The organism is Nostoc sp. DedQUE02 (assembly GCF_034531035.1).
In the GTDB taxonomy this organism is placed as follows: Bacteria; Cyanobacteriota; Cyanobacteriia; order Cyanobacteriales; family Nostocaceae; genus Nostoc.
In genome coordinates, this window is record NZ_JAVRBY020000033.1 from 1 (window position 1) to 22,937 (window position 22,937).

A 22,937-nucleotide genomic window follows, 5' to 3' on the forward strand; every position below is an offset into this window, starting at 1 on the left:
ATGGGTCAGCCACTTTATATAGTACATAAATACTATAAAATAGCGATCACGCTGTGCCAGTTGCGTAAGTCCTGGAGAATTCAGAATTTAGAATTCAGAAGTCAGAATGCAATTTACTTGGGGATTTTGACCAGCCACTGATAGCGTATCTTAGAGAGGGTCTTGAAGATTACCAAATTGAAATTTTGGTGTGGTGTTTAACCATTTATTCCTCTACCAGCCGCAGAGAATTCAATTCTGAATCTGACTCATAACTCCTGAATTCTTTCTTGTTAAATTCATTTGTTTGCCAGGATTTTTTGGTAGGCTTGGATTGTTTGCTTTGCGATCGCATCCCAGCTAAAATTTTCCAAGGCATATTTTTGGGCGTTTAATCCCCGTCGTTGGCGTTCTGTGGGATTTTGCAAAGCTTCTTGCAGTAACTCTAACAGTGCTTGGACATCTGTTGCGCCTACCCAACCCGACTCGCTATCACGTATCTGTTGACAAATATGCACTTGGTCAGAAATGACTACAGGTACACCTGCTACCATCGCTTCAGCTACAGCAATCCCAAAATTTTCGTAGTAGGAAGGTAAGACAAATAAATCAGCAGCTTGTAGTAAACTAACTTTGAGTTCACCAGTGACAAAGCCTGTAATTGTAGTGTGCGATCGCAGTGGTGAATTTTGAATTTGGGATATTATCTTTTGTTCGTAATCTGGATCTTGAGGATTTGTCCCAGCTAAGACAAAATGAAACTTATAACCAACTGTTAACAGCTTTTCAAGCGCTGGAATCAACAAATTTAACCCCTTTTTTGGGTCAATTCGTGACATAAACAATACCATTGGTACATCTTTTGGTATTTCTAACTGACTAGATAGATTTTTAATAGGGGATTGAGGAGGTATTACACCCAAAGGAATCATCAAATCTGGTGTAGATACTCCAAATCGTTCTGATATTTTAGCTTCTTGAGCGCTAGTAAAATGAATAGCTGCCGCACTAGCTAAATTTTGACGTTCTATAAGTGCAACATAAAGCTGTTTTAATTGCTTTTTCTTTTGTAAATCAGCCGGATCGAGAGTACCCAAAGGACGGAAAATATAAGGTAGCTTTTGCTGACGACACACAATAGCAGCAGCGCTAATTATTGGGGAAAATAGAGCATGAATATGTGCTATATCAAACTCGTAAGCATGAAGTTTTAGCCAGTTTAATAAATCTAGGGAAAATTTGTACCGACGAAACGGCGCACAACGAAAGTAAATTATTTCATAGCCATCTTGTTTGATTGGGCGATTTAAAGGAACATCCAGGGGTGTTTGACCATTATCGCCATTACTATCAGTTGTAAGAATCGTAACTTCTACTCCCTCTTTTACCAATGCTGGCGCTAATCCTAATACCATTTGACTGGGGCCGCCGTAAATCAAAGAAATTGAGGGAACAATTTGTAATATTTTCATTTTTGTGTCATTTGTTATTTGTCCTTTGTCCTATATCATTTTTTATTCACTAATGACCAATAACTAAATCTTGATAAAACTCTAATTGCTGTTTAGCTAAAGCTTTATTTGTGTATTTAATCATAGCTTTTTGATAACCCTTTTCACGGAGAGTGTGAGCAAAGTCGGGTTTATCCATTAATTGAACTAAGCAATTAGCAAGCGCTTGAACATCACCTTCGGGAAACACTAAACCAGCATCACCAATTACATAGGGAATTTCGCCAGAATCAGAACCAATTACAGGAACTTGACAAGCCATTGCCTCAATTAGCACATGACCAAATTGTTCTTTCCAGCCAACAGAAGTTAAGGTTTTAAACTTGTAAGTTGTTTCGGAAGGTAGTACTAAGGTACTCATTAGATTAATATAGTTTGTCACCTCATCATGGGGGACACTTTCTATTAAAATTAACCGTTCTTTAAGATTATTTTCTGCCGCTATTTTTATTAATTCATTTTGCAACTCTCCCCGTCCCAGTAATAGCAATTTCCAAGGTTTGTTTTTCAAAGTTATTAAGGCTTGTAAAAGTGTTAATAAACCCTTTTCTTGCACAAATCGCCCAACAAATCCTACTACAAAATCTCCTTTATCAATGCCAAACTTAGCAGCTAATTCTGGTTGGGCTTTGGGAGTAAATAGACTTTCATCTATACCCAGTTGTGGCATGACTTTAATTGTTCCTTGATATCCCCGTTGCCGCAAAACTTCTGCTCCATCCTGATTGCCAGAAATGATGCCGTGGCTGTGCTTGAGGTTATATTTTTCTAATAAAGCAATTGGCAATTTTAGATTATATGGGAGGTTCCACCAAGTAAAAAATACATTTTTTGCCTTGAGTCCTAATAGCTGATTTAAGGCAATCATTTGAGTATAAGCTAATGCTCTAGAACCTTGTTCTACTTGGATGATTTGGGGACGGAATTGTTTCAATAAAGATATCAAATCAGCGCCAAAGGTAAGAAGTCCCTGATGATTTTGGCTAAAATTAGAAACTGGAACTATTTTAAATGTGCCTTCATCACGATATTCAGTTTCAATAATTCTGTTTTGCACACCACCTGGTTTCCAGCGCTTTGGAACTACAACTGTCACTTCAATGTCCGGTTCTAATTGAGATAAAGCGCGTAATTTTTCACAGTTGAGGTCTACGATATAAGTGTGACTAGCAACTAAAATTTTCATTATTATTTGTCATTTTTTTTAAATAACTAATGCCCCATGCCCAATAACTAAATTTGTTTATCCAATCGGCTGTAAATTTGACCATCGTTCCATATTGATTGGATGACAGTACCCAAGGCTTTGAAAAAACCCAAAATGTAGAAAATAGCGCGAGTGGCAATTTTGATGGGTGAACCGCTTTTATGACAAGGTGGCCGTCCCAGAACGTGACAGTCAAATAAACGGGCATATAGGCGTAAAGCTTGAGTAACAGTAAGGTTTTTCAACCCCAGTAAGAAATGGTTGTGGTAGAAGGTGAGTTGATATTTGAGCGATCGCATACTAATATCATGACAACCCCCCGTTTCTTCGCCTAAATGCACCAAATGGGCCTCTGGGTCGTACCAAATCTTATACCCCGTTTGTCGCACCCGCAAACAAAAATCTGACTCTTCACGCACTGCACTACCGCGAAACCTTTCATCAAACCTTAGTCCATACTTAGTAAAAATTTCGCTCCGAAAAGACATATTGCAACCCCTAGCTGTCAACACTTGCTGGGGTTTTGTGGTATGTACTAAATCAATATGATACCAAGCAATTCCAGGATCCATAGCTTCGGGAGGCAGATATTCAATCTGTAAATCTCCTCCAGAATCACCTAATTTCATTCTGTCAAATACCCGTCCGGCTACAGCCCCCACCTCTGGGTTTTGCAAGTAATTTTTTGCATGGGCTGCTAACAATCCTGGGGTTAGCTGAACATCATCATCAATAAATAATATTATTTCGCCAGAAGACCGCCGGACAGCATAATTTCGCGCCCCTGGCAAACTTGCCCAATCTAAGCGCGACCATTTAATTTTACCTGCCTCTGCCATTTCCTTTAGGTAGGTTTGAATTTCTGGTTGGTGTTTTGCAGTTTGGTCTACAACTAAAACTTCAAAATTCGGATAGTCCTGTTTTAATACATCCACAATGCTATCGCGTAGCGCTTCTTCCCGCCCATAAGTCGGAATTACTACAGTAATTAATGGCCAATTATTCATAAATTTTATTAAGTAATTTTACTACTTCTATAATAGCCTTGTAAAAATTAATTTTCATGAAATTCAGTAAGCTGTCATTGCTTTAATTTACATTTTTTTGACTTCTCACGGGTTCTGGAATAATACGCTTGGGTTAGCGCCAAAAACTTTAAACTGTGTAGGTTGGGTTGAGGAACGAAACCCAACATTTCCGAGGCTTTGTTGGGTTAAACAAAGCGCAACCCAACCTACAATTTTTCTTAACTGAACCGTATTGGGCTTTAGAAAACCTTGCTTTCATTTCTCTCCCTTTAACAAGCTAGTTTTAAAAGTTGATAGTAAAGATTTTAGTTCTTACTATCAACATGTTTACCCATCAATTTAAACTAGTCTGAATTGACATTCAATCAATTGTTTACACTGCTGCTGTATAGAGATTATCAAAGAACTCATTTTGCTTTTCAGAGTTATGCATATTTTGCACTTGAGCTAATGCTCCTGCACTTAAAAATTCATAATGTTCTCGTTTATCAGTTCTATCAAGAAATTGGATGATTTGTTGTAAAGCTTGCTCTGCTAAATAATCATAAGTGCTGTTTAGAATTTCCCAATATTCATTAGTTTTGGTTTTCTCTCCGTGTAACCAATCACTCCAGTGCCTAATTTCGTTAATTGGTAATTCTAAAATATAACCATTTTCCCCATGATGAACAAACTCTGGTAAAGCACATACGTTAGTAGTAATTGCTGGCGTAGCGACTGAAAAGCCTTCGATGACACTAAAGCCATAAGTATCCTGTAGTGTAGGCATTAATTGAAAATGGCTTTGGGATAATAACTCAATAACTTTTTCATTAGGGATATATTTGTGAAAAACAACATTATTTAAATTTAGTAACTTTAAATCTTCCAGATATTTGGTAGTATCAGGAAAATCTGTAGGTACTCCTGAACCATGTCCCAATCCCGATATGATATGGATAGTAAGAGGTAAACCTAGTTTTTCAGCTTTTTTTGCTACCCTTAAAGCAACAATTCCACCTTTTCTAGCAATGTGATGCCCTACAAAAATAAGCTGTAAATTTTGGTCTGGTTGATAAACTTTAGGTTGGTCAACTCTAGCAGCAAAATTTGGATGAATTACATCCAATTTATTAATCAATTTTTCTTCTATTTTCCAGCCTTCTATCCGGTTAATAAATCTCAGCTTGGCATAATCTGACATAGCTATAATTTTTTGGCAATTATCTAGCGCTAAACGATTGTTTAATAATTCATAAATTACTGCCTCTTGTTTATTTTTAGGATTTCTATATAAAACCCGATGATCTTCAAATGTGAGAAACCAAGGTTTATTTGTATATAAAATTCTGTTGAAAGAATGAATAGCCTGGTATTTTTCCCATAAAGGTTGCCAAGCCATAAAGCTCGCTAAAGGATACCAAAGTTTTTCTATCGGATATCTACCTGTAGGAAAAGACTTACGATGGATTAGTTTATGTCTAGAATTACGCGGTAGGTTAGGAATTCTGATATGATTCTGACCACAGATGATAACTTTTGCCATTTTTATTTCATTTAAATTGTTTTTAGACGTTTTTTCTTGTTTTTTTGCTGAGGGTTAGCATCTTCTTTATCTTGTTTCTCCAGTTCTGGCAATTTAAAAAGAACTCCTGCAAAAAACCAATAATAGACAGCAACTGGATCGACATCCAGAGGATAGTAGTAGGTGTTGTAGCTAATAAACAATATAAACACCCACAAAGCTGCTCCGTAACTGCGGAAATTACGGTTCTTTATAGAGCGATAGGTTTTAAAGCCAAGAATTGTTAAAGTTGTTACCAAACCGAGAAACGCTAGTACTCCAATAATTCCAACTTCATAAAGTACTTTGGGGTAGTAGGTTTCCACAAGCTTAGTTTTACCCATTACACGGGCAGAGTTGGTTGCTCGACCTAACCCACTTCCCAGTGGCCCGTCTACGTTTTTCCAATTCTCTGCAAATTGCTGGACGATAAAATCTTGAGGTGGTGATGCGTCCCAGCGACTGGTAAAACTCTCGGTTCTCTCTTGTACTACAGTAGGGTTAGTCATCATCACAATCCCCAAAACGAAGGCAAGTCCTACGCCTATGGGGATAAATCGTTTCAGGTTGCCAATTTGTCCAGTGAGCAATAGCAAAATCCCGAAGCAGGTTGGTACTAAAGCTAAGGCGATTCTCTGACCAGAGATTACAGCATTAATAAAGACTGTCACTAAAGAACCTAAACCGATTACCCGCCATATTATGGAGGGATCAGTGAAGCCTGTGGCAAAAGTAAAAAAGGTGCTGGAAATTAAGAACCATGCCCACTGCCAAGGAGCTACAAATGTCCCTGGGAGGCGAATAACTCCTTCGTCGGGGCTATATAAGAGCGCTCCACCAAAATAACACCGGGCTTCTAGTGATGTGACAAATAGGGCATTTCCTTCAAGACCTCTAGTGCCCTGACATATACCAGTTAGTAGTAAGAGGTATTGAATAAATCCCAGCACACAGCAAATCAGCGTCAGGGCAATCTGGAGGCGCGATAAAAATAGAAAATCTCGCTTATCACGAATTAAATAGTAAGCACAACCAAGCAGGGGGACATAACCTAAAAATACTTTCAGTCCCAGAATTCCCATTCCTAAAGGTATTTCTTTCTCTGCTTTTTGTAATAATCCGACGCTAGGCGGGTTAAACTGTTGGCCACCATTAACAAACAATAGGGTTAGGATACAACAGCCCAAAACAATATAAAGTGGGGTTTTAATGCCTTGGGGAATAATTAGGGGTATCCCTTGTTTACGGCAAGTCTGCCATAGTCCAATTAGCGCTGGAACATAAAAGGCATCTTTAGCTAATTGGAGTATGGGACTATTGCCCAAGTAGTAGGTGATAGTACCCCCAATCGGTACGTAAATGATGAAGGCATATAGGGCTTGGCGCGGATATTTGTAAGAAAGGGCTATGACAAGTATCCCCAAGACAGCTGGGACTGCTGCTTTAATTCCAGCTACGAAAAAAAGTAGAATACCAATGAAGAAAGCGACAGAGCCGGCGGTGGTGAGTAAGCTTATGAGTTCTTTACGCGCTTGGGCTGCTTTGCGCTTTTGGGCTAACTGTTCTTTGAGGCTAAGGGTAGAAGTTCCCTTTTTAGCCTGTTTTTTCGAGTTTTTAGATTGCTGAGATTTGGATTTGAATTTTGGCATAGTGGCACTGTAGCCTATCAGTCTCAGAGAATCTATTATAGTTGACAAATTTCTTTGGATTGCTGTAGATTATATAATCCGAATTCGTCTCTAACTGACTGATTTAATAATTTGCGATTAAAAATGCTAAATCTTAATCTTTTGGAATTATCAAAAAGATTTTCTCCTGTTTCTAAAATATAAACTGCTCCGGGAAATGGTAATGATTTAATGACTTTGGCTTTGTTCTTTAAAATATCTCTGACTTTCGCGTGGTCTATATAATATCTATAATATCCATAACCACGATTATATTCTGCGATTTCGGGTAAATCATTCAAATCATATCGAATGATGTTACAACTGCCGCACATTTTATAAAAATTGCTTCTTTTAATATATATATAATTACTGCCTTCCTGATATTTATAACCTTGATTTATAAACCATCCATTAGAATCAGGGTGTTGTTGAATAAATTTAGCTAAGTTTTTACTAACACAATCGTCAGCATCAACTGTCATAGTGTGAGTGGGAGAAAATTGACGAGCATACATTAATCCTTTTAATATTTTACGCCCTTTATCTGTGTCTCCTTTTGCTACAGGGTTAGTCTCGTTGGGAGGAGCAAAATTAACTTTAATATATGTGATATGAGGATGAGTGAATTCTATTTTGGGTTTTTCGTGACAAACAACAATAACATGAAAGTTAGGTGAGGTTTGATTGCAAACTGATTTAATGCATCTTTCAAATAATTGTGTAACACGCTCCCAGGAATTGGAAACTTTTGCACTTTTGAGTGGGATCACAAAAACAAGCATTATATTATCTGAGAACAAATAACTAATAATCTCGAAGTATAATAACACCTTCAGACTGACCTCACTTCTGTACAAGGTAAGGGTTAAAGGTTTTCCCATTCCCGTTTTCCGCAAAACCCGACAAGTATTGGTCTGTATTGGACTCAACCGAGAAGCGCTATATGGTGACGCAGTGAGTTTTTTGATAAGTAATTAGCCGGACACGATCTAACAATATAAATGCCACAGCTTCTACAGATAACCCAGGCTGGTTAATTTGTAGAAGCTGTGACGAAAAATTGGCGCTTGTTAAAAGCTGAGATAATGGCTAACTTAGTCCATTAGATGCTGCTGGACTTTTGAAACTAATTCATTTGTCCAGTAGTTGGTAAGTTCGGCATTGGCGGCTTCTACCATTACTCTGATTACTGGTTCTGTACCAGAGGCGCGAACCAAAATTCTGCCGGAATCACCCATTGCTGCTTCTGCAAGAGCGATCGCTTCTTGCACAGGTTGGCAATCTTGCCATCCCAAACGGCGATCGCGATCGACAACTCGCACGTTCCGCAACAATTGCGGATAGGTTTGGAAGCTTTGATCTACTAATTCGCTCAAGGGAACACCCGCCTCTCTCACCAAAGATGCTATGTGTAATGCGGTTAACAAACCATCTCCTGTGACGGCATAGTGACGGCAAAGAATATGGCCTGATTGTTCACCACCTAGCATTCCCCCAGTCCGGTGCATTTCGGCTTGCACGTATTGGTCGCCAACTGAGGTACGAATTAAGTTACCACCAATTTGCTGCCAAGCTTTCTCAAAGCCTAAGTTGGCCATGACTGTAGATACAATCAAGTTGTCTGGCAATTGTTGGTTTTGTTGTAAGTGTCGTCCCCATAGGTAGAGAATGTAATCGCCGTTAACTTGCCTTCCAGTATTGTCTACTGCTAAGACGCGATCGGCGTCGCCATCGAAGGCAAAGCCGATATCGGCGTTATGTTCTTGTACCGTTGCTGCCAAAATATCTAGGTGCGTGGAACCGCAGTTAACATTAATGCGATCGCCATCTGCTTCGTTATGCAAGCAGATTACCTCTGCCCCCATTTCTGTAAACACCGATGGTGCTAACCCAACTGCTGCTCCCCATGCCAAGTCTAAAACAATCTTCATTCCCTGAAGATTTAGCGCATCATTCAAGGGTTTTTTCAACGCCGAACTATAATCCCCGACTAACTCGCAACGTGAGTAATGCCGTCCGCAATTACTGACTCTAGTAATAGGTGATATTTTGCCACGTAGTCCCGCTTCTATTTCTGCCTGCAATATTTGCGGTAACTTTCCACCATTAGCACTAAAAATCTTAATCCCATTATCTTCTGGGGGATTGTGGCTGGCAGAAATCATCACTCCACCGATGGCATCAGTGACGCTGGTGAGATAGGCAATGCAAGGAGTAGGGCATAATCCCAAATACCAAACCTCTAACCCTGCTGCTGTTAACCCTGCACTCAAAGCCATTGCCAGCATATCGCTGGAGTTTCTAGAGTCCTGTCCGAGAATGACTGGCCCTACTTGAGTAGCATGGTTACGTAAAACAATCCCCGTCCAAAAACCAACTTGCAATGCTAGGGGCGCACTTAGTAATTCTCCCACTCGTCCGCGAATCCCATCTGTGCCAAATAAGGGATTTGCCGGTAGTGGGATTAAATTCAGTCCAAAACTGCTCTCAATCCCTTTGCCCAATCCCTCAGCTTCAGAAGCAGAACCCCCAGAGATTCCTGATGTCCGAGTTATAGATGAAACCATATTTTTAAACACTCCACACAATCACACTGAAAAATTGCACTTAAAGACTTTATTCAGCAATTTTGACATGCTTTTTCTCTTTAGTAATTCATTTTAGTTCAAGCTATCTTTACGTAAGAATACTGATTTTTTCCGGCTTTTATTGTAAATCTTTCATAAAGTCAGTATTGGTTTTTACGTTATCTGTAAAGTCTCCACATTTTAGCTAATTATTCCTTTTATGCCATTAACTTTAGTTTGAATTTTTATCTGTATTAGTTCGCACTTGGCAATGTTACTCGCCAAAAAATATGTAATAAATATTACTCTATTTTAGAATAAAGGTTTTTCGACAAAGCTGAAAATGAAAGCAATATTCAGCTAATAACATCAAAAATTCAAAATCTTGAAATGTAAATTTCTCTTGTTTTAGCCTTATCGATGTGTAAAAAACTACAAAATCATCGCAGCTTAAAAAATTTTAATATAAATTCTCATCAAATAGTTTTAAGGTAACGTTTTAATGGCCTTTTTAGCCGTTAGTGAATTAAAACTGCGGCAGTAAACTTTTTAAAGTTGAGAAATTTAGCATGAGCAGCAATTTAGCAACCAAATTACGTGTAGGCACTAAGAAAGCCCACACAATGGCAGAAAATGTTGGTTTTGTCAAGTGCTTTTTAAAAGGAGTAGTGGAAAAAAACTCTTACCGGAAACTTGTTGCTAACTTCTACTTCGTCTACTCAGCGATGGAAGAGGAGATGGAAAAGCACCGCCAGCACCCAATAGTTTCTAAAATTAACTTTCCTCAGCTAAACCGCAAGCATAGTTTAGAGCAAGACCTGAGTTATTATTTTGGTGCAAACTGGAGAGAGCAAATCAAACTATCTCCCGCAGGTGAAGCTTATGTACAGCGCATCCGAGAAATATCTGCTACAGAACCGGAATTGTTAATCGCTCATTCATACACTCGTTACTTGGGTGACTTATCTGGGGGACAAATTCTCAAAAATATTGCTGTAACAGCAATGAATTTGTCTGATGGACAAGGTACAGCCTTTTATGAGTTTCCTGAAATTACTGATGAGAAGGCATTTAAAGCCAAATATCGGCAAATTTTGGATGAATTACCCCTTGACGAGGCGGCAACCGATCGCATCGTTGATGAAGCTAACGCCGCCTTTGGCACGAACATGAAGCTGTTCCAGGAATTGGAAGGCAATTTGATCAAGGCGATCGGTGTGATGCTATATAATAGTCTTACACGGCGTCGTACACGTGGTAGTACTGAACTCGTCACAGCTGAGTAATCGTGTTGAGATTGCGGAGTATGGTGTGTGGAGTCATAAATTCAGATAGCCTGATGAAGGATAATTCATAGGTGTTTCTGGCGAAAGAGCGATCGACGCTCAAAATATTTAGGGGCAATAGCCTTGTGACTGCTTTTGAGATGTGAAAGTAAGCATGGGGAGATTGCCCCTCAATTTTGATTGGATTGGGAATTGGGAAGATAAGTATCTGGATTCAAAATCCCAACTAAATTTTGAAATATTTCTAGTTTAGTAGTTTACACTACCACATTTATCAGTATCGATGCTTTGTCTAGTTCTGACTGAATCAGGCTGATAACCAGCAAATATAAAATAATAAAATACTCAGTAAAAGTCGGTAGTATTCCAAAATGGAATACGGAAATGGAATTTAAGTATATCGAGTCAAGACATCGAAAAAATTGTCGCGATCGAGTCCGATTAATTAAAAACTACGGTAATACGATAGATTTATGGTATATTGCCACAATCAGAAAATTGTCTACTTGTAAACTCAGAATAGTTTCCAGCCGCTCTCAAGCTTTCGATTTTGACTAAAATTTTGCCCGATCGAGTTTTGGCTGATTTGTTAGCGATGACAAATTGGGCTTTGTTACATCACTTGCAAAGTGAGAGAAATAACCAAGCAGTTTCAATTACAAACGCACAATTATGGTAGATATTAAGTTCGCATACTGGATTCCCAACGTTAGCGGGGGGTTAGTTGTGAGTAAAATTCCCCAACGCACAGATTGGACTTATGAATACAATGCTCAACTAGCTCAGACGGCTGAAGAAGTTGGATTTGAATATGCTCTAGCACAAGCCAGATTTATCGCTAGCTATGGCGCTGAATACCAACTAGAGGCACTTACAACTGTGTCGGCTCTGGCTCCTGTCACCAAGAAATTAAAATTGATTGCAGCAGTTCATCCTGGATTGTGGCATCCGGGAGTAGTTGCCAAAATGGGTGCAAGTATTGATTTTCTCTCTAACGGCCGGTTTGCTCTGAATGTAGTTAGTGGTTGGTTCAAAGATGAATTCACTATATATGGCGAACATTGGTTAGACCATGACGAACGCTATCGCCGTTCAGAAGAATTTATCCGCGTTCTCAAGGGTTTGTGGACTGAGGATGAGTTTCATTTTAAGGGCGACTTTTACCGGATTAACGGCGGTTGGGTGAAGCCTAAACCAATTAATCAGAATCCCCACCCGGAAATATTCCAAGGTGGTAACTCGAAGGCTGCACGACGGATGGCTGGCCGCGTCTCTGATTGGTATTTCATGAATGGCAACACCATAGAAGGGGTGAAAGAGCAGATTGCAGAAGTATCTGAATTAGCGAGTCTTGCAGGACGCACAATAAAGTTTGGTTTGAATTCCTTTATCATCGTGCGAGATACGGAAGCAGAAGCGCATGAAGTATTGCACGATATTATTGCCCAAGCTGATGTGGAAGCGGTAAAAGGATTTGGCGAAGCGGTAAAACAGGCGGGAGCTTCAACTCGTGAACGTCAGGGAATGTGGGCGAATTCCAATTTTGAAGATTTGGTGCAGTATAACGATGGCTTCCGGTCAGGCTTGATTGGTACGGCTGAACAAGTAGCTGAAAAGATTCGCCAGTTCCATGAAGTAGGAGTCGATCTAATTCTTGGTGGCTTCTTACACTACACAGATGATTTACCAGCATTTGGTAAGACGGTAATACCAATTGTGCGCGAACTCAAAGGTAATCGGCGTTCAGCTGATGAGTTAATTGCAGTGTAGCTGGTTCGTTTTTCTGTTGTTCGTTATTTAATCACAATCAAGAAGGAATTATGTTATGACATCAGTAATTAGTACTGACCAGAAGGCACATATTATTCGGGATGACAAAGAAGCGATCGCGATCGCTCATGAATTAGCAGCTGAGTTTGCCAAGGGAGACTCAGAGCGCGACCAAAATCGGCGTTTACCTGCTGAGGAAGTGCAAAAGTTTTCCCAGAGTGGATTGTGGGGAATTACAGTCCCGAAGGAGTATGGCGGTGCTTTTGTATCGAATGCCACTTTAGCAGAAGTAGTTAAAATCATCTCCGAAGCTGATTCTAGCCTCGGTCAAATTCCCCAAAACCACCTCTATATGGTGGAAGCAGTCCGATTGGATGGTACAGATGAGCAGAAGAAGTTCTTCTTTGATTTGGTTCTCCAAGGTAAGCGCTTTGGTAACGCCTTCTCGGAAATTGGCACTAAGTCTGTGACTGATGTCCAAACAAAATTAACACCAGATGGATCTGACTTTGTACTCAACGGACGTAAATACTACTCTGCTGGGGCACTATTGGCACATTGGGTTCCTGTAATTGCCAGTAATCCAGATGGTAAAACAGTGGTGGCATTTGTCGAAAGAGATGCCGAAGGATTAACCCTACTTGATGATTGGACAAGCTTCGGACAGCGTACCACTGCTAGCGGCACTACGATTATTGAAAATGTGAAAGTTAAGGCAGAACACGTGATTCCGCACTACTTGGCTTTTGAGAGGGCTACACCAATGGGTGCGATCGCCCAAATCATCCAAGCCGCCGTAGACGTGGGAATTGCTAAAGCCGCAGTCCGTGACACTATCTACTTTGTCCGCAACCATACTCGCCCTTGGGTTGACAGCAATTTAGAAAAAGGCTACGAAGACCCCCTGACGCTCTATAACTTGGGCAATGTCCAAATTCAGGTTCACGCTGCTGAAGCATTGCTGCGTCGTGCAGGCGAATTTATTGACATCGCCAACGAGTCAGGCTTAGAAGAACCCAAGGTAGTTGAAGCATCGATCGCAGTTGCAGAAGCCAAAGCCTTAGCCACCGAAGCATCACTACTAGCTACCAACAAGTTGTTTGAACTAGCAGGTACTAAATCCACATTGGAGCAATTCAACTACAATCGTCACTGGCGAAATGCCCGCGCTCACACACTCCACGATCCTGTGCGTTGGAAGTACTACGCTGTTGGTAACTACTTCCTCAACGGTGTTTATCCTCCACGCCATCCTTGGTTGTAATTGCAGCATTTTCTACTGGGGTGAAGCTTTCAGAATTAACATTTAGCAGAATGCTTTACCCCTGATAAATTTATTGATTTATCATCCCGTTCAATCAAACTCCGCCAAATATTAGCGAGTTCTTCATAATTTTTCACTTATTCGGCAGATGTTGCTTTTTGTTCCAACTTTTCTAACGTTTGTGCTACAGTGATTTGAGGAATTAAAGCCAAACCTAAACTCAACAAAAACGGGAATATTTTCAGGTTTACTATAGACTTTCAGCTTAAAATAACTAAGTCAATCTTCAAACCAAGCTTAATCTCAGTATTTAAGTTTGTAACCCGTAAAACTTACCATACTGAGTTAATCAGGCAAAAATATGGCTACGAAAATTCCTGTCACAGTGATCACAGGCTTCTTAGGTAGTGGAAAAACCAGCCTAATTCGCCACTTATTACAAAACAACGAAGGACGGCGGATTGCCGTTTTAGTCAATGAATTTGGCGAACTCGGTATTGATGGCGAATTATTGAAATCTTGTCAAATTTGCCCCGAAGATGGTGAGGGCGACACTAATATCTTTGAATTAACCAACGGTTGCTTATGCTGCACCGTGCAGGAAGAGTTTTACCCGACGATGCAAGAGTTAATTAAGCGGCGGGATAGCATCGACTGCATTTTGATTGAAACCTCTGGTTTAGCTTTACCAAAACCACTGGTGAAGGCTTTTCGTTGGCAAGAAATTCGTAACGCCGCCACTGTGGATGCTGTAATTACCGTGGTAGATTGTGCGGCGGTAGCGGCAGGGACATTTGCTAGCGATCCAGAGGCGATCGCAGCCCAGCGACAAGCAGATGATAATCTAGAACACGAAACACCTTTGCAAGAACTGTTTGAAGACCAACTTGCTTGTGCAGACTTGGTGGTGTTGAATAAAATTGACTTGGTAGATGCCGAGACAAAAGCCAGAGTTGAGGAATTGATTAAGCAAGAGTTGCCCAGAGTGGTGAAAATTGTCGAGAGCGATTGTTCTCAACTAGACGCATCTATATTATTAGGATTCCAAGCCGCAGTTGAAGACAATTTAGATTCTCGTCCCAGTCATCATGATACCGAAGAAGACCACAATCACGACGAAGAAATCACCTCAACTAATTTAATTTTAGATCGTACATTTGAACCCGAAAAATTGCAACAGCAGTTGCAAACATTGGTACAACAACAAGAAATTTACCGGATTAAAGGCTTTGTCGCAGTGCCTAATAAATCCATGCGTTTAGTAATGCAAGGCGTGGGAACTCGATTTGATAAATTTTACGATCGCCCCTGGAAACCAGAAGAAGCTAGGCAGACGCGCTTAGTTTTCATCGGACGTGATTTGAATTCTTCAGAAATCGAATCACAGCTTGTAGCTTTATAAGTATACCCAGATCCCCGACTTCTTTAATAAGTCGGGGATCTTTCTACTGAGAGTTACTAGTTATGAATAATTAGTTAATTCAAAACAAAAATTCTTCACTTTGCAAAAATATGACGATTTCTCAACTATTTAACGTTGCCAACATTTTCGTATTGCCATTTTGGGCTTTGATGATTTTATTGCCAAACTGGAAAGTTACACGGTGGATAATGTCATCAGATCTACCCTTTGTGCTATTAGCAGGAACATATTTATATTTGTTTATTAACAGCATTACTCCAGAAAATGCTCAAGCTTTATCTAATCCTCAATTAGCTGATATTGCACGGTTTTTTGCAGATGAAACAGCTACGGCAACAGGTTGGATTCATTTTTTAGTGATGGATTTATTCGTCGGTCGCTGGATTTATTGGGAAGGACAGAAAACAGGTGTTTGGACAATTCACTCTCTGGCTTTGTCTTTGTTTGCTGGGCCGTTGGGATTACTATCTCACATTTTAACTGACTGGCTTACTAAGAGATTTTTTCCAAAGTTTCAGCAGAATGAAAAGGCAACATTAGCAGAACAAGAAGTACCATCAACTGGCACATAGCAATAGGGGCACACAGATGTGTGCCCCTACTAATGATAATATGCTAATAGTTTACTTCCATTACCAATTATCTCATTTTAAAATCATTAACCGTTATCGTGTCTATAGTCAGCATCTATCCAGCAGCGTGGTAGAACTTCACCTGAAGGAAAAACAAGATTTTCTTTTTTAAAAGTTTCAGGTTGCTGTTCTTCTTGACCTTCTTGGTCTTTTGCCTGAACAACATCAGTATTCGGGTCAATTAATTCCTGAATTTCAACAATTTTTACCAATTCACCACTATCTTTGACTTGTAAAAGCATAGAAATTGCCTCAAGAAGTTTGCATGAAAGTTAAGAGCAAGTTTAAGATAAACTCATTCTCGTCTCAACCAATTTATAAGGTCGAGATTCCTTAATTGTTAAAGGAAATTTTTACCAGATATACATACATAAATTACCCAAAATTAATCTATGTGTCTGTGTCTCTGTAGTTTTTATTTTTATAAAATTGGCGCAACAAAATAATCCTCAATTCAGCATGTCAAATCAAATTAGGGAATACTGACCGAGAAAATTGTCTAATTCAAATAATCTTGGTTGTAGAGATTAAATTTCGCGTTGATATTTTTCTAAAATATCAACTAATGTTACTTGGCATTGCAGTGGCAGTAAATCACTTAAAGGAAGTTCGCTTCTACCGCCGCCAATTTTTACTGTAATTGATTTCAAGACTTTTAAAACTTGATCTTCACTTACATTGTTGGAAGTAATTAAGGGATACAACTGTTCAGCAACAAGGGTGTGCAGTTTGGCATTAGATAAATAAAGATGCCATTTAGCAATGTCTATGTAGACATTTTCGCCAATTTCAGCTGCTAGGGCTTCCAGTAATTCTGTGGTGTTAGTCTTTGCCATAAAAATAACCCTACGTTAAGAAAAAGTGCGAAATCTCAAGCTTTTTACATTATCGCTCAATTAATAGGCTGATTCTACTACCACAGGTTACAATCGCCCCAGCATCAGTAATCCGTCTTCAGGTGGATTTAGGTGGAGTTTCGCTGTAATTAGCGATCGCACTAATATAAATCAGATGCACTAATACTATTCCTGTCCAACTGGCAGTAAACAACGGCAGCCAGTCCCAGGTAGTGCTTTTCAAAATATGAAAAAACCATAAGCCAGAATTAATCATAGCTGCGATCGCCACATGGACGGCAAAATTCATCCGGTCATCAATCTTGCGGTAATCAGGGTCTTTGCGATCGGGTTTGCGAGGCCAACGAGGAGGCATAAATATTTGTTACAGATTTAAATACACCCTACTCATTCTAAGGTTTTTAGTGCAGTCGTTGCTATTAGACTTCTAGAAGCAGTCATAATTGAATTGCAAGTCAAGAGCCACTGGGTTAAATCCGATGACAATCTTTGAGCAAATAGACCCCGATCTCCTCTATCCAGATAGCGACGGCAAACCAATGGCAGACAATACAGAGCAATACCGTTGGATCGTCCTGATTAAGGAGAATCTAGAGATTCTGTTTGCTAATAATGACAATATTTTGATTGCAGGAGATTTGCTTTGGTATCCCGTCCGTTCTCGGCTGATTACACCGACTGCACCTGATGTGATGGTTGTCTTCGGTAGACCAAAGGGCAAACGTCGTTCCTATCGTCAGTGGCAAGAAGACAATATCCCGCCGCAAGTAGTCTTTGAGATTCTTTCTTATAGTAATGATACCAAGGAGATGGAGCGTAAGCTGGAGTTTTACGATACCTATGGTGTTGAAGAATACTATTTATACGACCCTGAAAGTTTTCAACTAGATGGCTGGTTGCGGCAAAACAACCATTTGAATAAGCTATGGCAAATGGATAGTTGGGTCAGTCCCCGTTTAGGAATTAGATTTCAAACTGGGGAAGGGGAGTTAGTAATTTACCGTCCAGATGGACAGAGATTTTTGAATTCCCTGGAACTCAATCAACGGGCTGAACAGGCTGAGTTATTGCTAAAACAAGAACGCCAACGCGCTGAACAGTTAGCAGCATATTTGCGTAATCTCGGCATCGATCCTGATAATCTGCCGTGACTGGGGAGTGGGCAATAGGAGGCAGAGGGGCAGGGGAGCAGGGGAGCAGGGGAAAAGGTTAAAGGTTAAAGGTTAAAGGGAAAAGGAATAAATTTAATCTTTCCCCTTTTCCCCTTACCCTTTTCCCATACCCAATGCCCAATGCCCAATGCCCAATAGCTAGCTGATTACTCTGCCGACGAATAATCTCCAGATTTACCGCCACTCTTACTTATTAAACGAATTGATTCAATTTGAATCGACTTTTCTAAAGCTTTGGCCATATCGTATAAAGTCAAAGCAGCTACAGAAACGGCAGTTAAGGCCTCCATTTCTACACCGGTTTCAGCTTTGGTTTTGACTGTGGCTTGAATTTGATAACCCGGTAGTTGGGGATCGGGTATAATCTCGACTGCGATTTTTTGCAAAGGCAACGGATGACACAGGGGAATTAAAGTGGCTGTTTGCTTGGCTGCCATAATTCCAGCCAATCTTGCAGTTGCCAACACATCCCCTTTTGGCACATTTCCGGCTTGAATGGCAGCGAAGGTGGCTGGCAGCATTCGCACGTTGGCAGCTGCTACTGCTTGGCGAATGGTGGGTGCTTTATCAGACAGATCAACCATCTGTGCCTGTCCTTGGGGATCTAGATGAGATAAGGAAGCAAAGTTAGCTGGAAAATTATCTTGCGCCATTTGGTTAGAACGTGTTAATATAGATTGTCGGTGAGGGCGTGTAGCTCAGTGGACTAGAGCACGTGGCTACGGACCACGGTGTCGGGGGTTCGAATCCCTCCTCGCCCGTTTTAAAAAGTTAAGAGTTGAAAGTTAGGAGTGATGAGTTAAATTTCATCACTCCTAACTTTTAAGTTTTTCAAGGCGTAGGCATCTGGAGCTAGACCTAGTGCAAAGCGCAGTGAGTTTGATATATTTTTGCTGGACTGGGTGAGGAAGAGGACAAGTGCTAGAGAAGTCATCGCAGCACCGTAGCCAAACATATCGCGGTAGCCTACGCGTTCGGCAATGATACCCAAAAGAGGAGCAGCGATCGCAACTCCTAGATCGAGTCCAGCTATGCAGATAGCAAAAATTTTCCCCCGTTCTTGCCGTAGTGAACGGTCTGCCATGATGGTAATCATCATCGAGAACAGTGTACCACCACCTGCACCTTCAGCGATCGCAGCCAGTAAGAAAACGATCGCGCTGTCAGCTTGCCACAGCAGTATTAACGCCAAAATGTAGCAAAAAATCCCAAAGGTAATAAACAAACCCCGCCCGAAGCGATCGCTTGCCTTACCAGCAAACACCCTGATACTAAAACTAGAAATTGCCGCAGCTGTAAAAAACAGTCCGCCATTGAAGTCCACCTCAGTGGATTTGAGGAACAACGACACAAAAGTATGTACAGCACCAAGGGACAAACCAACTAGCAACATAACTATTGTTGGAACTCTCACCCGTGGGCTAAACAAAATTTGCCAAAATTTGCCATCCTCTCCCTCTGTTTGCTCCTGCGTTTGCACTGGCGGATTCGTAACTTGTAAAATACCCAAGAAGGCGACAAAAGCCAATTCGGCGGATAACAGAAATAATATTCCGTAACCACTTGTAGCTTCTAAATACCCACCCAAGGCAGGGCCAATAGCTAAACCAATGGGAGTTGCTAGGGTCATGTAACCAATGATTTCACCACGAGTTTCAGCTGGAGCAAAATCTGCGCTTAAGGCACTGTAGCCAGTGGTAAAAGCGGCAACACTAACGCCGTGAAAAATCCGTACCAAGATCAACAGCCCAATCGATTGGGTTGCCAAGTAACCAAAAGTGCGATCGCCGCTACGATCGTACCAATCAACAAGACAATTTTGCGATCGCGTTCATCGGCTAACCGTCCCAGCATCGGGCGAGATAACAATAACCCAATGGCGAAACTACCCATGACAATCCCAATCTCTTGCTTGCTTGCGCCCACATCATCAATGTAAAGCGGTAGAGTTGGTAGAAGCGAAGATAAGCTCGACCAGAATAATAAACCTGCCGTAAATAAAATAAGCAGGTTATGCCGCAGTTCGGCATTAAATGTATTAAATGCTTTCAAGGTAGATGCAATTTAACTAGTTTTTTGTCCTTTGTCATTTGTCCTTTGTCATTTGTCCTTTGTCTAGAGTCAAGCAATATTTACTCTTAATTATTTGCTAATGACCAATGACCAATGACTAATGACTACTATTGTTACCTTACTTAACATTTTTTGCTACAACCTCTCGCACGCGATAGATAGGCCGTCCTTGGGATTCATGATATGTACGCATGAGTAATTCTGCCAAAAGACCGAAGCAAAACAACTGTACTCCGGTTACTAGCAGGAGAACGGCTAAAATTAGCAAAGGGCGATTGCCAATCATCTCACCTAAAGCTAATTTTACGAAAGTCAAGTAAATTCCGATCGCAGTTCCCGAAAACATGGAAATCAAGCCCAACAGCCCAAAAACGTGCATTGGGCGGGTGAGGAATCTTTTCATAAACAGAATGGTTAACAAATCCATCAATACCCGGAATGTCCGCCAAATTCCATATTTACTACGACCAAAGCGACGGGCGTGATGACGTACAGGTATTTCGGTAATTCTAGCTCCTTCGATGTACGCCAAAGCAGGCAAAAATCGGTGTAATTCGCCGTAGAGGTTCATATCTGCTAAAAGTTCTGCACGATAGGCTTTCAGTGAACAGCCATAGTCATGAATATTCACGCTAGTGGTGCGGCGAATTAGCCAATTGGCAATTTTGGAAGGAAGTAACCGATTTACAGCCCCATCTTGGCGTTTTTGCCGCCAACCACTCACCAAATCGTAACCCTCATCCAGCTTTGCTAATAACATCGGGATATCAGCCGGATCGTTCTGAAGATCGGCATCTAAAGTAACGATCGCTTTACCGACTGCATAATAAAATCCAGCAGCCATCGCCGCAGTTTGTCCGTAGTTACGACGCAAAATCACCGCCTTTAAATCAGTGCGGATTTGCGCCTGTTCTTTGAGAAAATCCCCAGAACCATCTGTAGAACCATCATCCACACAAATGATTTCATAATTTACCTGACTAGAAGATAAAGTAGAGGCGATCGCTTCTAGTAAAAGCGGTAAACTCTCCACCTCGTCATGTATTGGTACTACCACCGAAACATCTGGGACAATTGCTGAAATCACCCCATTTTCCCCCATTACCCCTTGATCAACCAACCCACTCCTCATAAGCCTCAGCGCCCTCAGCGTCTCTGTGGTTCGTAACTCTTAAAAACTCTACCAGCCCCTCGCAGCTGCTGATAGTACGACTGACTAACAGCATCTCCCTGTTCCGAGAGAATATCAATTCCGATCCCATTCCGTCCCTGTTCTTTTCCAGAACTATGGATATAATAACCATCCGCCAAATAAAGCCCGACATGGGTGGCTTTTTGCTTAGTTCCAAAAAATACCAGATCCCCGGCTGTTAATTCTGCAATCGTAATTGGTTGAGTGAATCCTTCCTGTTGATAGGCATCTCTAGGTAGCCAAATACCCACCGAAGCAAACGCCGCTTGCATTAACCCAGAACAGTCATAATTTGGCCCAACCGTACCACCCCAAAGGTAATAATTTGATTGTTGCATCGCTTTTTGGGTAAAGGCGATAATCTCTGCTAGGAGTTTTTTAATCTCCGATTCAGAAAATGTTGCAGCCTGATAAGGTACAGTAGCAGATTGTAATGAATCAAAATCTGAAACAGATACCCATCCCGGATAGTCATCTTCACATAAATACACCTCAACCGCCGAATTTTGATGATTTGATGTTAGCCACAAATGTCTCCCAGATGCAGCTTGAGTTGCTAAACGCGTACATTCAGGAGAATCATATAAATTCAGGTCAGCTAAACACTGATACTCCCCTGATTTTGGATTTTGGACTTCGGCTTCGCTCAGTCGAACCATTTTGGATTTTAGATTAAAGGACATTATCAGAGAATGATTTTTTTTAATAAAGACGAACAACTCGAAAATCTTGGTAATGGCATTTTAGATGCAACTTGGGCAGCATTTCCGACCTTAGCGCGTAACCAAATTGCCTTGACTTGGGTTGTTTACGATCCACCAGTGCGAGTAAATACTGGTGGGGCGCTGACTCCTAACGCTTTTTGGGATCATCCAGTTCGTGGGTTCACTTATCGCGGTGTTGAGCGGATTTATCCTGCTAGTATAGTCAAGCTATTTTACCTGGTGGCGGTAAACGAATGGCTAGAAAAAGGCATGAGTCAAACCTCCAAGGAGTTGGAGCGAGCTTTGCGGGATATGATTGTAGATTCTAGTAACGATGCTACCAGCTTGGTTGTAGATATTTTGACAGGCACCACATCAGGGCCAGAATTAGCAATCGGCCCCTTTGAAACCTGGAAATATCAGCGTAATATAGTTAACCGCTATTACCAATCATTGGGTTGGGAAGAATTGGAGACAATAAACGTCTGTCAAAAAACTTGGGGTGACGGCCCTTATGGACGCGAACGGGCGTTTGTGGGAGAGTTACTGGACAATCGCAATATGTTAACCACAAATGCGATCGCTAGGTTACTACATAGTATTGTCGGTGGAGTGGCGGTTTCAAGTGCGCGATCGCAAGCCATGATGGCTTTACTAAAACGTCCTCTCAACGATTTGCCCACTGACACCGAGGAAAATCAGGTGACAGGTTTCTTAGGCGGTGGATTGCCTGAAAATGCTCAAATTTGGTCAAAAGCAGGTTGGACAAGTCAAGTTCGCCATGATGCCGCGTATATTGAGTTACCAGAACAGCGCCCTTATCTTTTAGTGGTATTTACTGAAGGTAAAGCCCAAGCTAAAAGTCGGGATATTTTGCCCTTTGTTTCTAGGCGAGTTGCCGAAGCGATCGCTAGTTTATAATCTTAGGATTTACGAAGAAGAGATATTCCATTTTTTACTTGTCGTTAGCCATATTTTTGTAACAGTCAAAGTATTGCGCTCACCCGATATCCCGCCCAGAACTTCAGTTCTGGGCTGATAGCTAAAGTCCACTCAAGT

The 22,937-nt window shown here is 40.9% G+C and carries 20 protein-coding genes, 1 tRNA gene and 1 pseudogene; 8 read left to right on the forward strand and 14 right to left on the reverse strand.

Translation table 11 applies throughout. The features are described 5' to 3' along the window. Positions 1-278: 278 nt before the first annotated feature. From hpsP to glmM, 7 genes are all read right to left on the reverse strand, one after another. Complete coding sequence (gene hpsP / locus RMX98_RS22265; protein WP_322680853.1) at positions 279-1,451, reverse strand: hormogonium polysaccharide biosynthesis glycosyltransferase HpsP; 1,173 nt, start codon at positions 1,449-1,451, stop codon at positions 279-281. A 49-nt stretch (positions 1,452-1,500) separates the two neighbouring features. Next, positions 1,501-2,676, reverse strand: a complete 1,176-nt coding sequence (gene hpsO, locus RMX98_RS22270) for a hormogonium polysaccharide biosynthesis glycosyltransferase HpsO (protein WP_322680852.1) — start codon at positions 2,674-2,676, stop codon at positions 1,501-1,503. A gap of 47 nt (positions 2,677-2,723) precedes the next feature. Next, positions 2,724-3,704: a hormogonium polysaccharide biosynthesis glycosyltransferase HpsN gene (gene hpsN, locus RMX98_RS22275; RefSeq protein ID WP_322680851.1), complete on the reverse strand. Its 981-nt coding sequence runs from the start codon at positions 3,702-3,704 to the stop codon at positions 2,724-2,726. Positions 3,705-4,098: 394 nt separating this feature from the next. Further along, positions 4,099-5,250 (reverse strand): glycosyltransferase family 4 protein, encoded by a 1,152-nt coding sequence (locus RMX98_RS22280; protein WP_322680850.1) that lies wholly within the window; start codon positions 5,248-5,250, stop codon positions 4,099-4,101. Between the two features lie 11 nt (positions 5,251-5,261). Next, positions 5,262-6,917: a hormogonium polysaccharide biosynthesis protein HpsL gene (hpsL, locus tag RMX98_RS22285; RefSeq protein ID WP_322680849.1), complete on the reverse strand. Its 1,656-nt coding sequence runs from the start codon at positions 6,915-6,917 to the stop codon at positions 5,262-5,264. Positions 6,918-6,952: 35 nt separating this feature from the next. After that, positions 6,953-7,819: a glycosyltransferase family A protein gene (locus tag RMX98_RS22290; protein WP_322680848.1), complete on the reverse strand. Its 867-nt coding sequence runs from the start codon at positions 7,817-7,819 to the stop codon at positions 6,953-6,955. A gap of 213 nt (positions 7,820-8,032) precedes the next feature. Further along, positions 8,033-9,505, reverse strand: a complete 1,473-nt coding sequence (gene glmM / locus RMX98_RS22295; RefSeq protein WP_322680847.1) for a phosphoglucosamine mutase — start codon at positions 9,503-9,505, stop codon at positions 8,033-8,035. Between the two features lie 569 nt (positions 9,506-10,074). On the opposite strand from glmM, the gene RMX98_RS22300 reads away from it, so the two are divergent. From RMX98_RS22300 to RMX98_RS22320, 5 genes are all read left to right on the forward strand, one after another. Then, on the forward strand, positions 10,075-10,791 hold the full coding sequence (locus RMX98_RS22300; RefSeq protein ID WP_322680846.1) for a heme oxygenase (biliverdin-producing): 717 nt from the start codon (positions 10,075-10,077) through the stop codon (positions 10,789-10,791). Between the two features lie 672 nt (positions 10,792-11,463). Continuing rightward, positions 11,464-12,561 carry a dimethylsulfone monooxygenase SfnG gene (gene sfnG, locus RMX98_RS22305; protein WP_322680845.1) on the forward strand — a complete coding sequence of 366 codons (1,098 nt, stop codon included), beginning with the start codon at positions 11,464-11,466 and terminating at the stop codon, positions 12,559-12,561. Between the two features lie 55 nt (positions 12,562-12,616). Further along, on the forward strand, positions 12,617-13,825 hold the full coding sequence (locus RMX98_RS22310) for an SfnB family sulfur acquisition oxidoreductase (RefSeq protein ID WP_322680844.1): 1,209 nt from the start codon (positions 12,617-12,619) through the stop codon (positions 13,823-13,825). Between the two features lie 361 nt (positions 13,826-14,186). Continuing rightward, positions 14,187-15,227: a cobalamin biosynthesis protein CobW gene (gene cobW, locus RMX98_RS22315; RefSeq protein WP_322680843.1), complete on the forward strand. Its 1,041-nt coding sequence runs from the start codon at positions 14,187-14,189 to the stop codon at positions 15,225-15,227. Between the two features lie 110 nt (positions 15,228-15,337). Next, the gene (locus RMX98_RS22320; protein ID WP_322680842.1) at positions 15,338-15,820 is read left to right on the forward strand and encodes an ABA4-like family protein; all 483 of its coding nucleotides are present in this window, start codon (positions 15,338-15,340) and stop codon (positions 15,818-15,820) included. An 86-nt stretch (positions 15,821-15,906) separates the two neighbouring features. Here the strand turns inward: RMX98_RS22320 and RMX98_RS22325 are convergent, their stop codons facing one another. From RMX98_RS22325 to RMX98_RS22335, 3 genes are all read right to left on the reverse strand, one after another. After that, positions 15,907-16,122, reverse strand: coding sequence for an acetyltransferase (locus tag RMX98_RS22325; RefSeq protein WP_322680841.1), 216 nt, complete (start codon positions 16,120-16,122; stop codon positions 15,907-15,909). A 285-nt stretch (positions 16,123-16,407) separates the two neighbouring features. Continuing rightward, positions 16,408-16,716, reverse strand: coding sequence for a DUF3181 family protein (locus RMX98_RS22330; RefSeq protein ID WP_289799595.1), 309 nt, complete (start codon positions 16,714-16,716; stop codon positions 16,408-16,410). Between the two features lie 118 nt (positions 16,717-16,834). Next, positions 16,835-17,092 carry a hypothetical protein gene (locus RMX98_RS22335; protein ID WP_322680840.1) on the reverse strand — a complete coding sequence of 86 codons (258 nt, stop codon included), beginning with the start codon at positions 17,090-17,092 and terminating at the stop codon, positions 16,835-16,837. A 124-nt stretch (positions 17,093-17,216) separates the two neighbouring features. Between RMX98_RS22335 and RMX98_RS22340 the strand changes: the two genes are divergently transcribed. Beyond that, positions 17,217-17,888 carry a Uma2 family endonuclease gene (locus RMX98_RS22340; protein ID WP_322680839.1) on the forward strand — a complete coding sequence of 224 codons (672 nt, stop codon included), beginning with the start codon at positions 17,217-17,219 and terminating at the stop codon, positions 17,886-17,888. 167 nt (positions 17,889-18,055) lie between these two features. Here RMX98_RS22340 and moaC read toward each other — a convergent pair whose 3' ends face one another. Next, complete coding sequence (moaC, locus tag RMX98_RS22345; RefSeq protein WP_322680838.1) at positions 18,056-18,562, reverse strand: cyclic pyranopterin monophosphate synthase MoaC; 507 nt, start codon at positions 18,560-18,562, stop codon at positions 18,056-18,058. A gap of 34 nt (positions 18,563-18,596) precedes the next feature. Here moaC and RMX98_RS22350 point away from each other — a divergent pair. Further along, positions 18,597-18,670: transfer RNA gene (locus tag RMX98_RS22350), tRNA-Arg, on the forward strand. A 38-nt stretch (positions 18,671-18,708) separates the two neighbouring features. Here RMX98_RS22350 and RMX98_RS22355 read toward each other — a convergent pair. The 3 genes and pseudogenes from RMX98_RS22355 to RMX98_RS22365 form a co-directional block, all read right to left on the reverse strand. Beyond that, positions 18,709-19,961: pseudogene (locus RMX98_RS22355) on the reverse strand (MFS transporter). 139 nt (positions 19,962-20,100) lie between these two features. Then, positions 20,101-21,114: a glycosyltransferase family 2 protein gene (locus RMX98_RS22360; RefSeq protein WP_322680837.1), complete on the reverse strand. Its 1,014-nt coding sequence runs from the start codon at positions 21,112-21,114 to the stop codon at positions 20,101-20,103. A gap of 14 nt (positions 21,115-21,128) precedes the next feature. After that, positions 21,129-21,857 carry a C40 family peptidase gene (locus RMX98_RS22365; RefSeq protein WP_322680836.1) on the reverse strand — a complete coding sequence of 243 codons (729 nt, stop codon included), beginning with the start codon at positions 21,855-21,857 and terminating at the stop codon, positions 21,129-21,131. Positions 21,858-21,866: 9 nt separating this feature from the next. Here RMX98_RS22365 and RMX98_RS22370 point away from each other — a divergent pair, with 9 nt between their 5' ends. Continuing rightward, positions 21,867-22,799 carry a serine hydrolase gene (locus tag RMX98_RS22370; RefSeq protein WP_322680835.1) on the forward strand — a complete coding sequence of 311 codons (933 nt, stop codon included), beginning with the start codon at positions 21,867-21,869 and terminating at the stop codon, positions 22,797-22,799. Positions 22,800-22,937 lie beyond the last annotated feature (138 nt).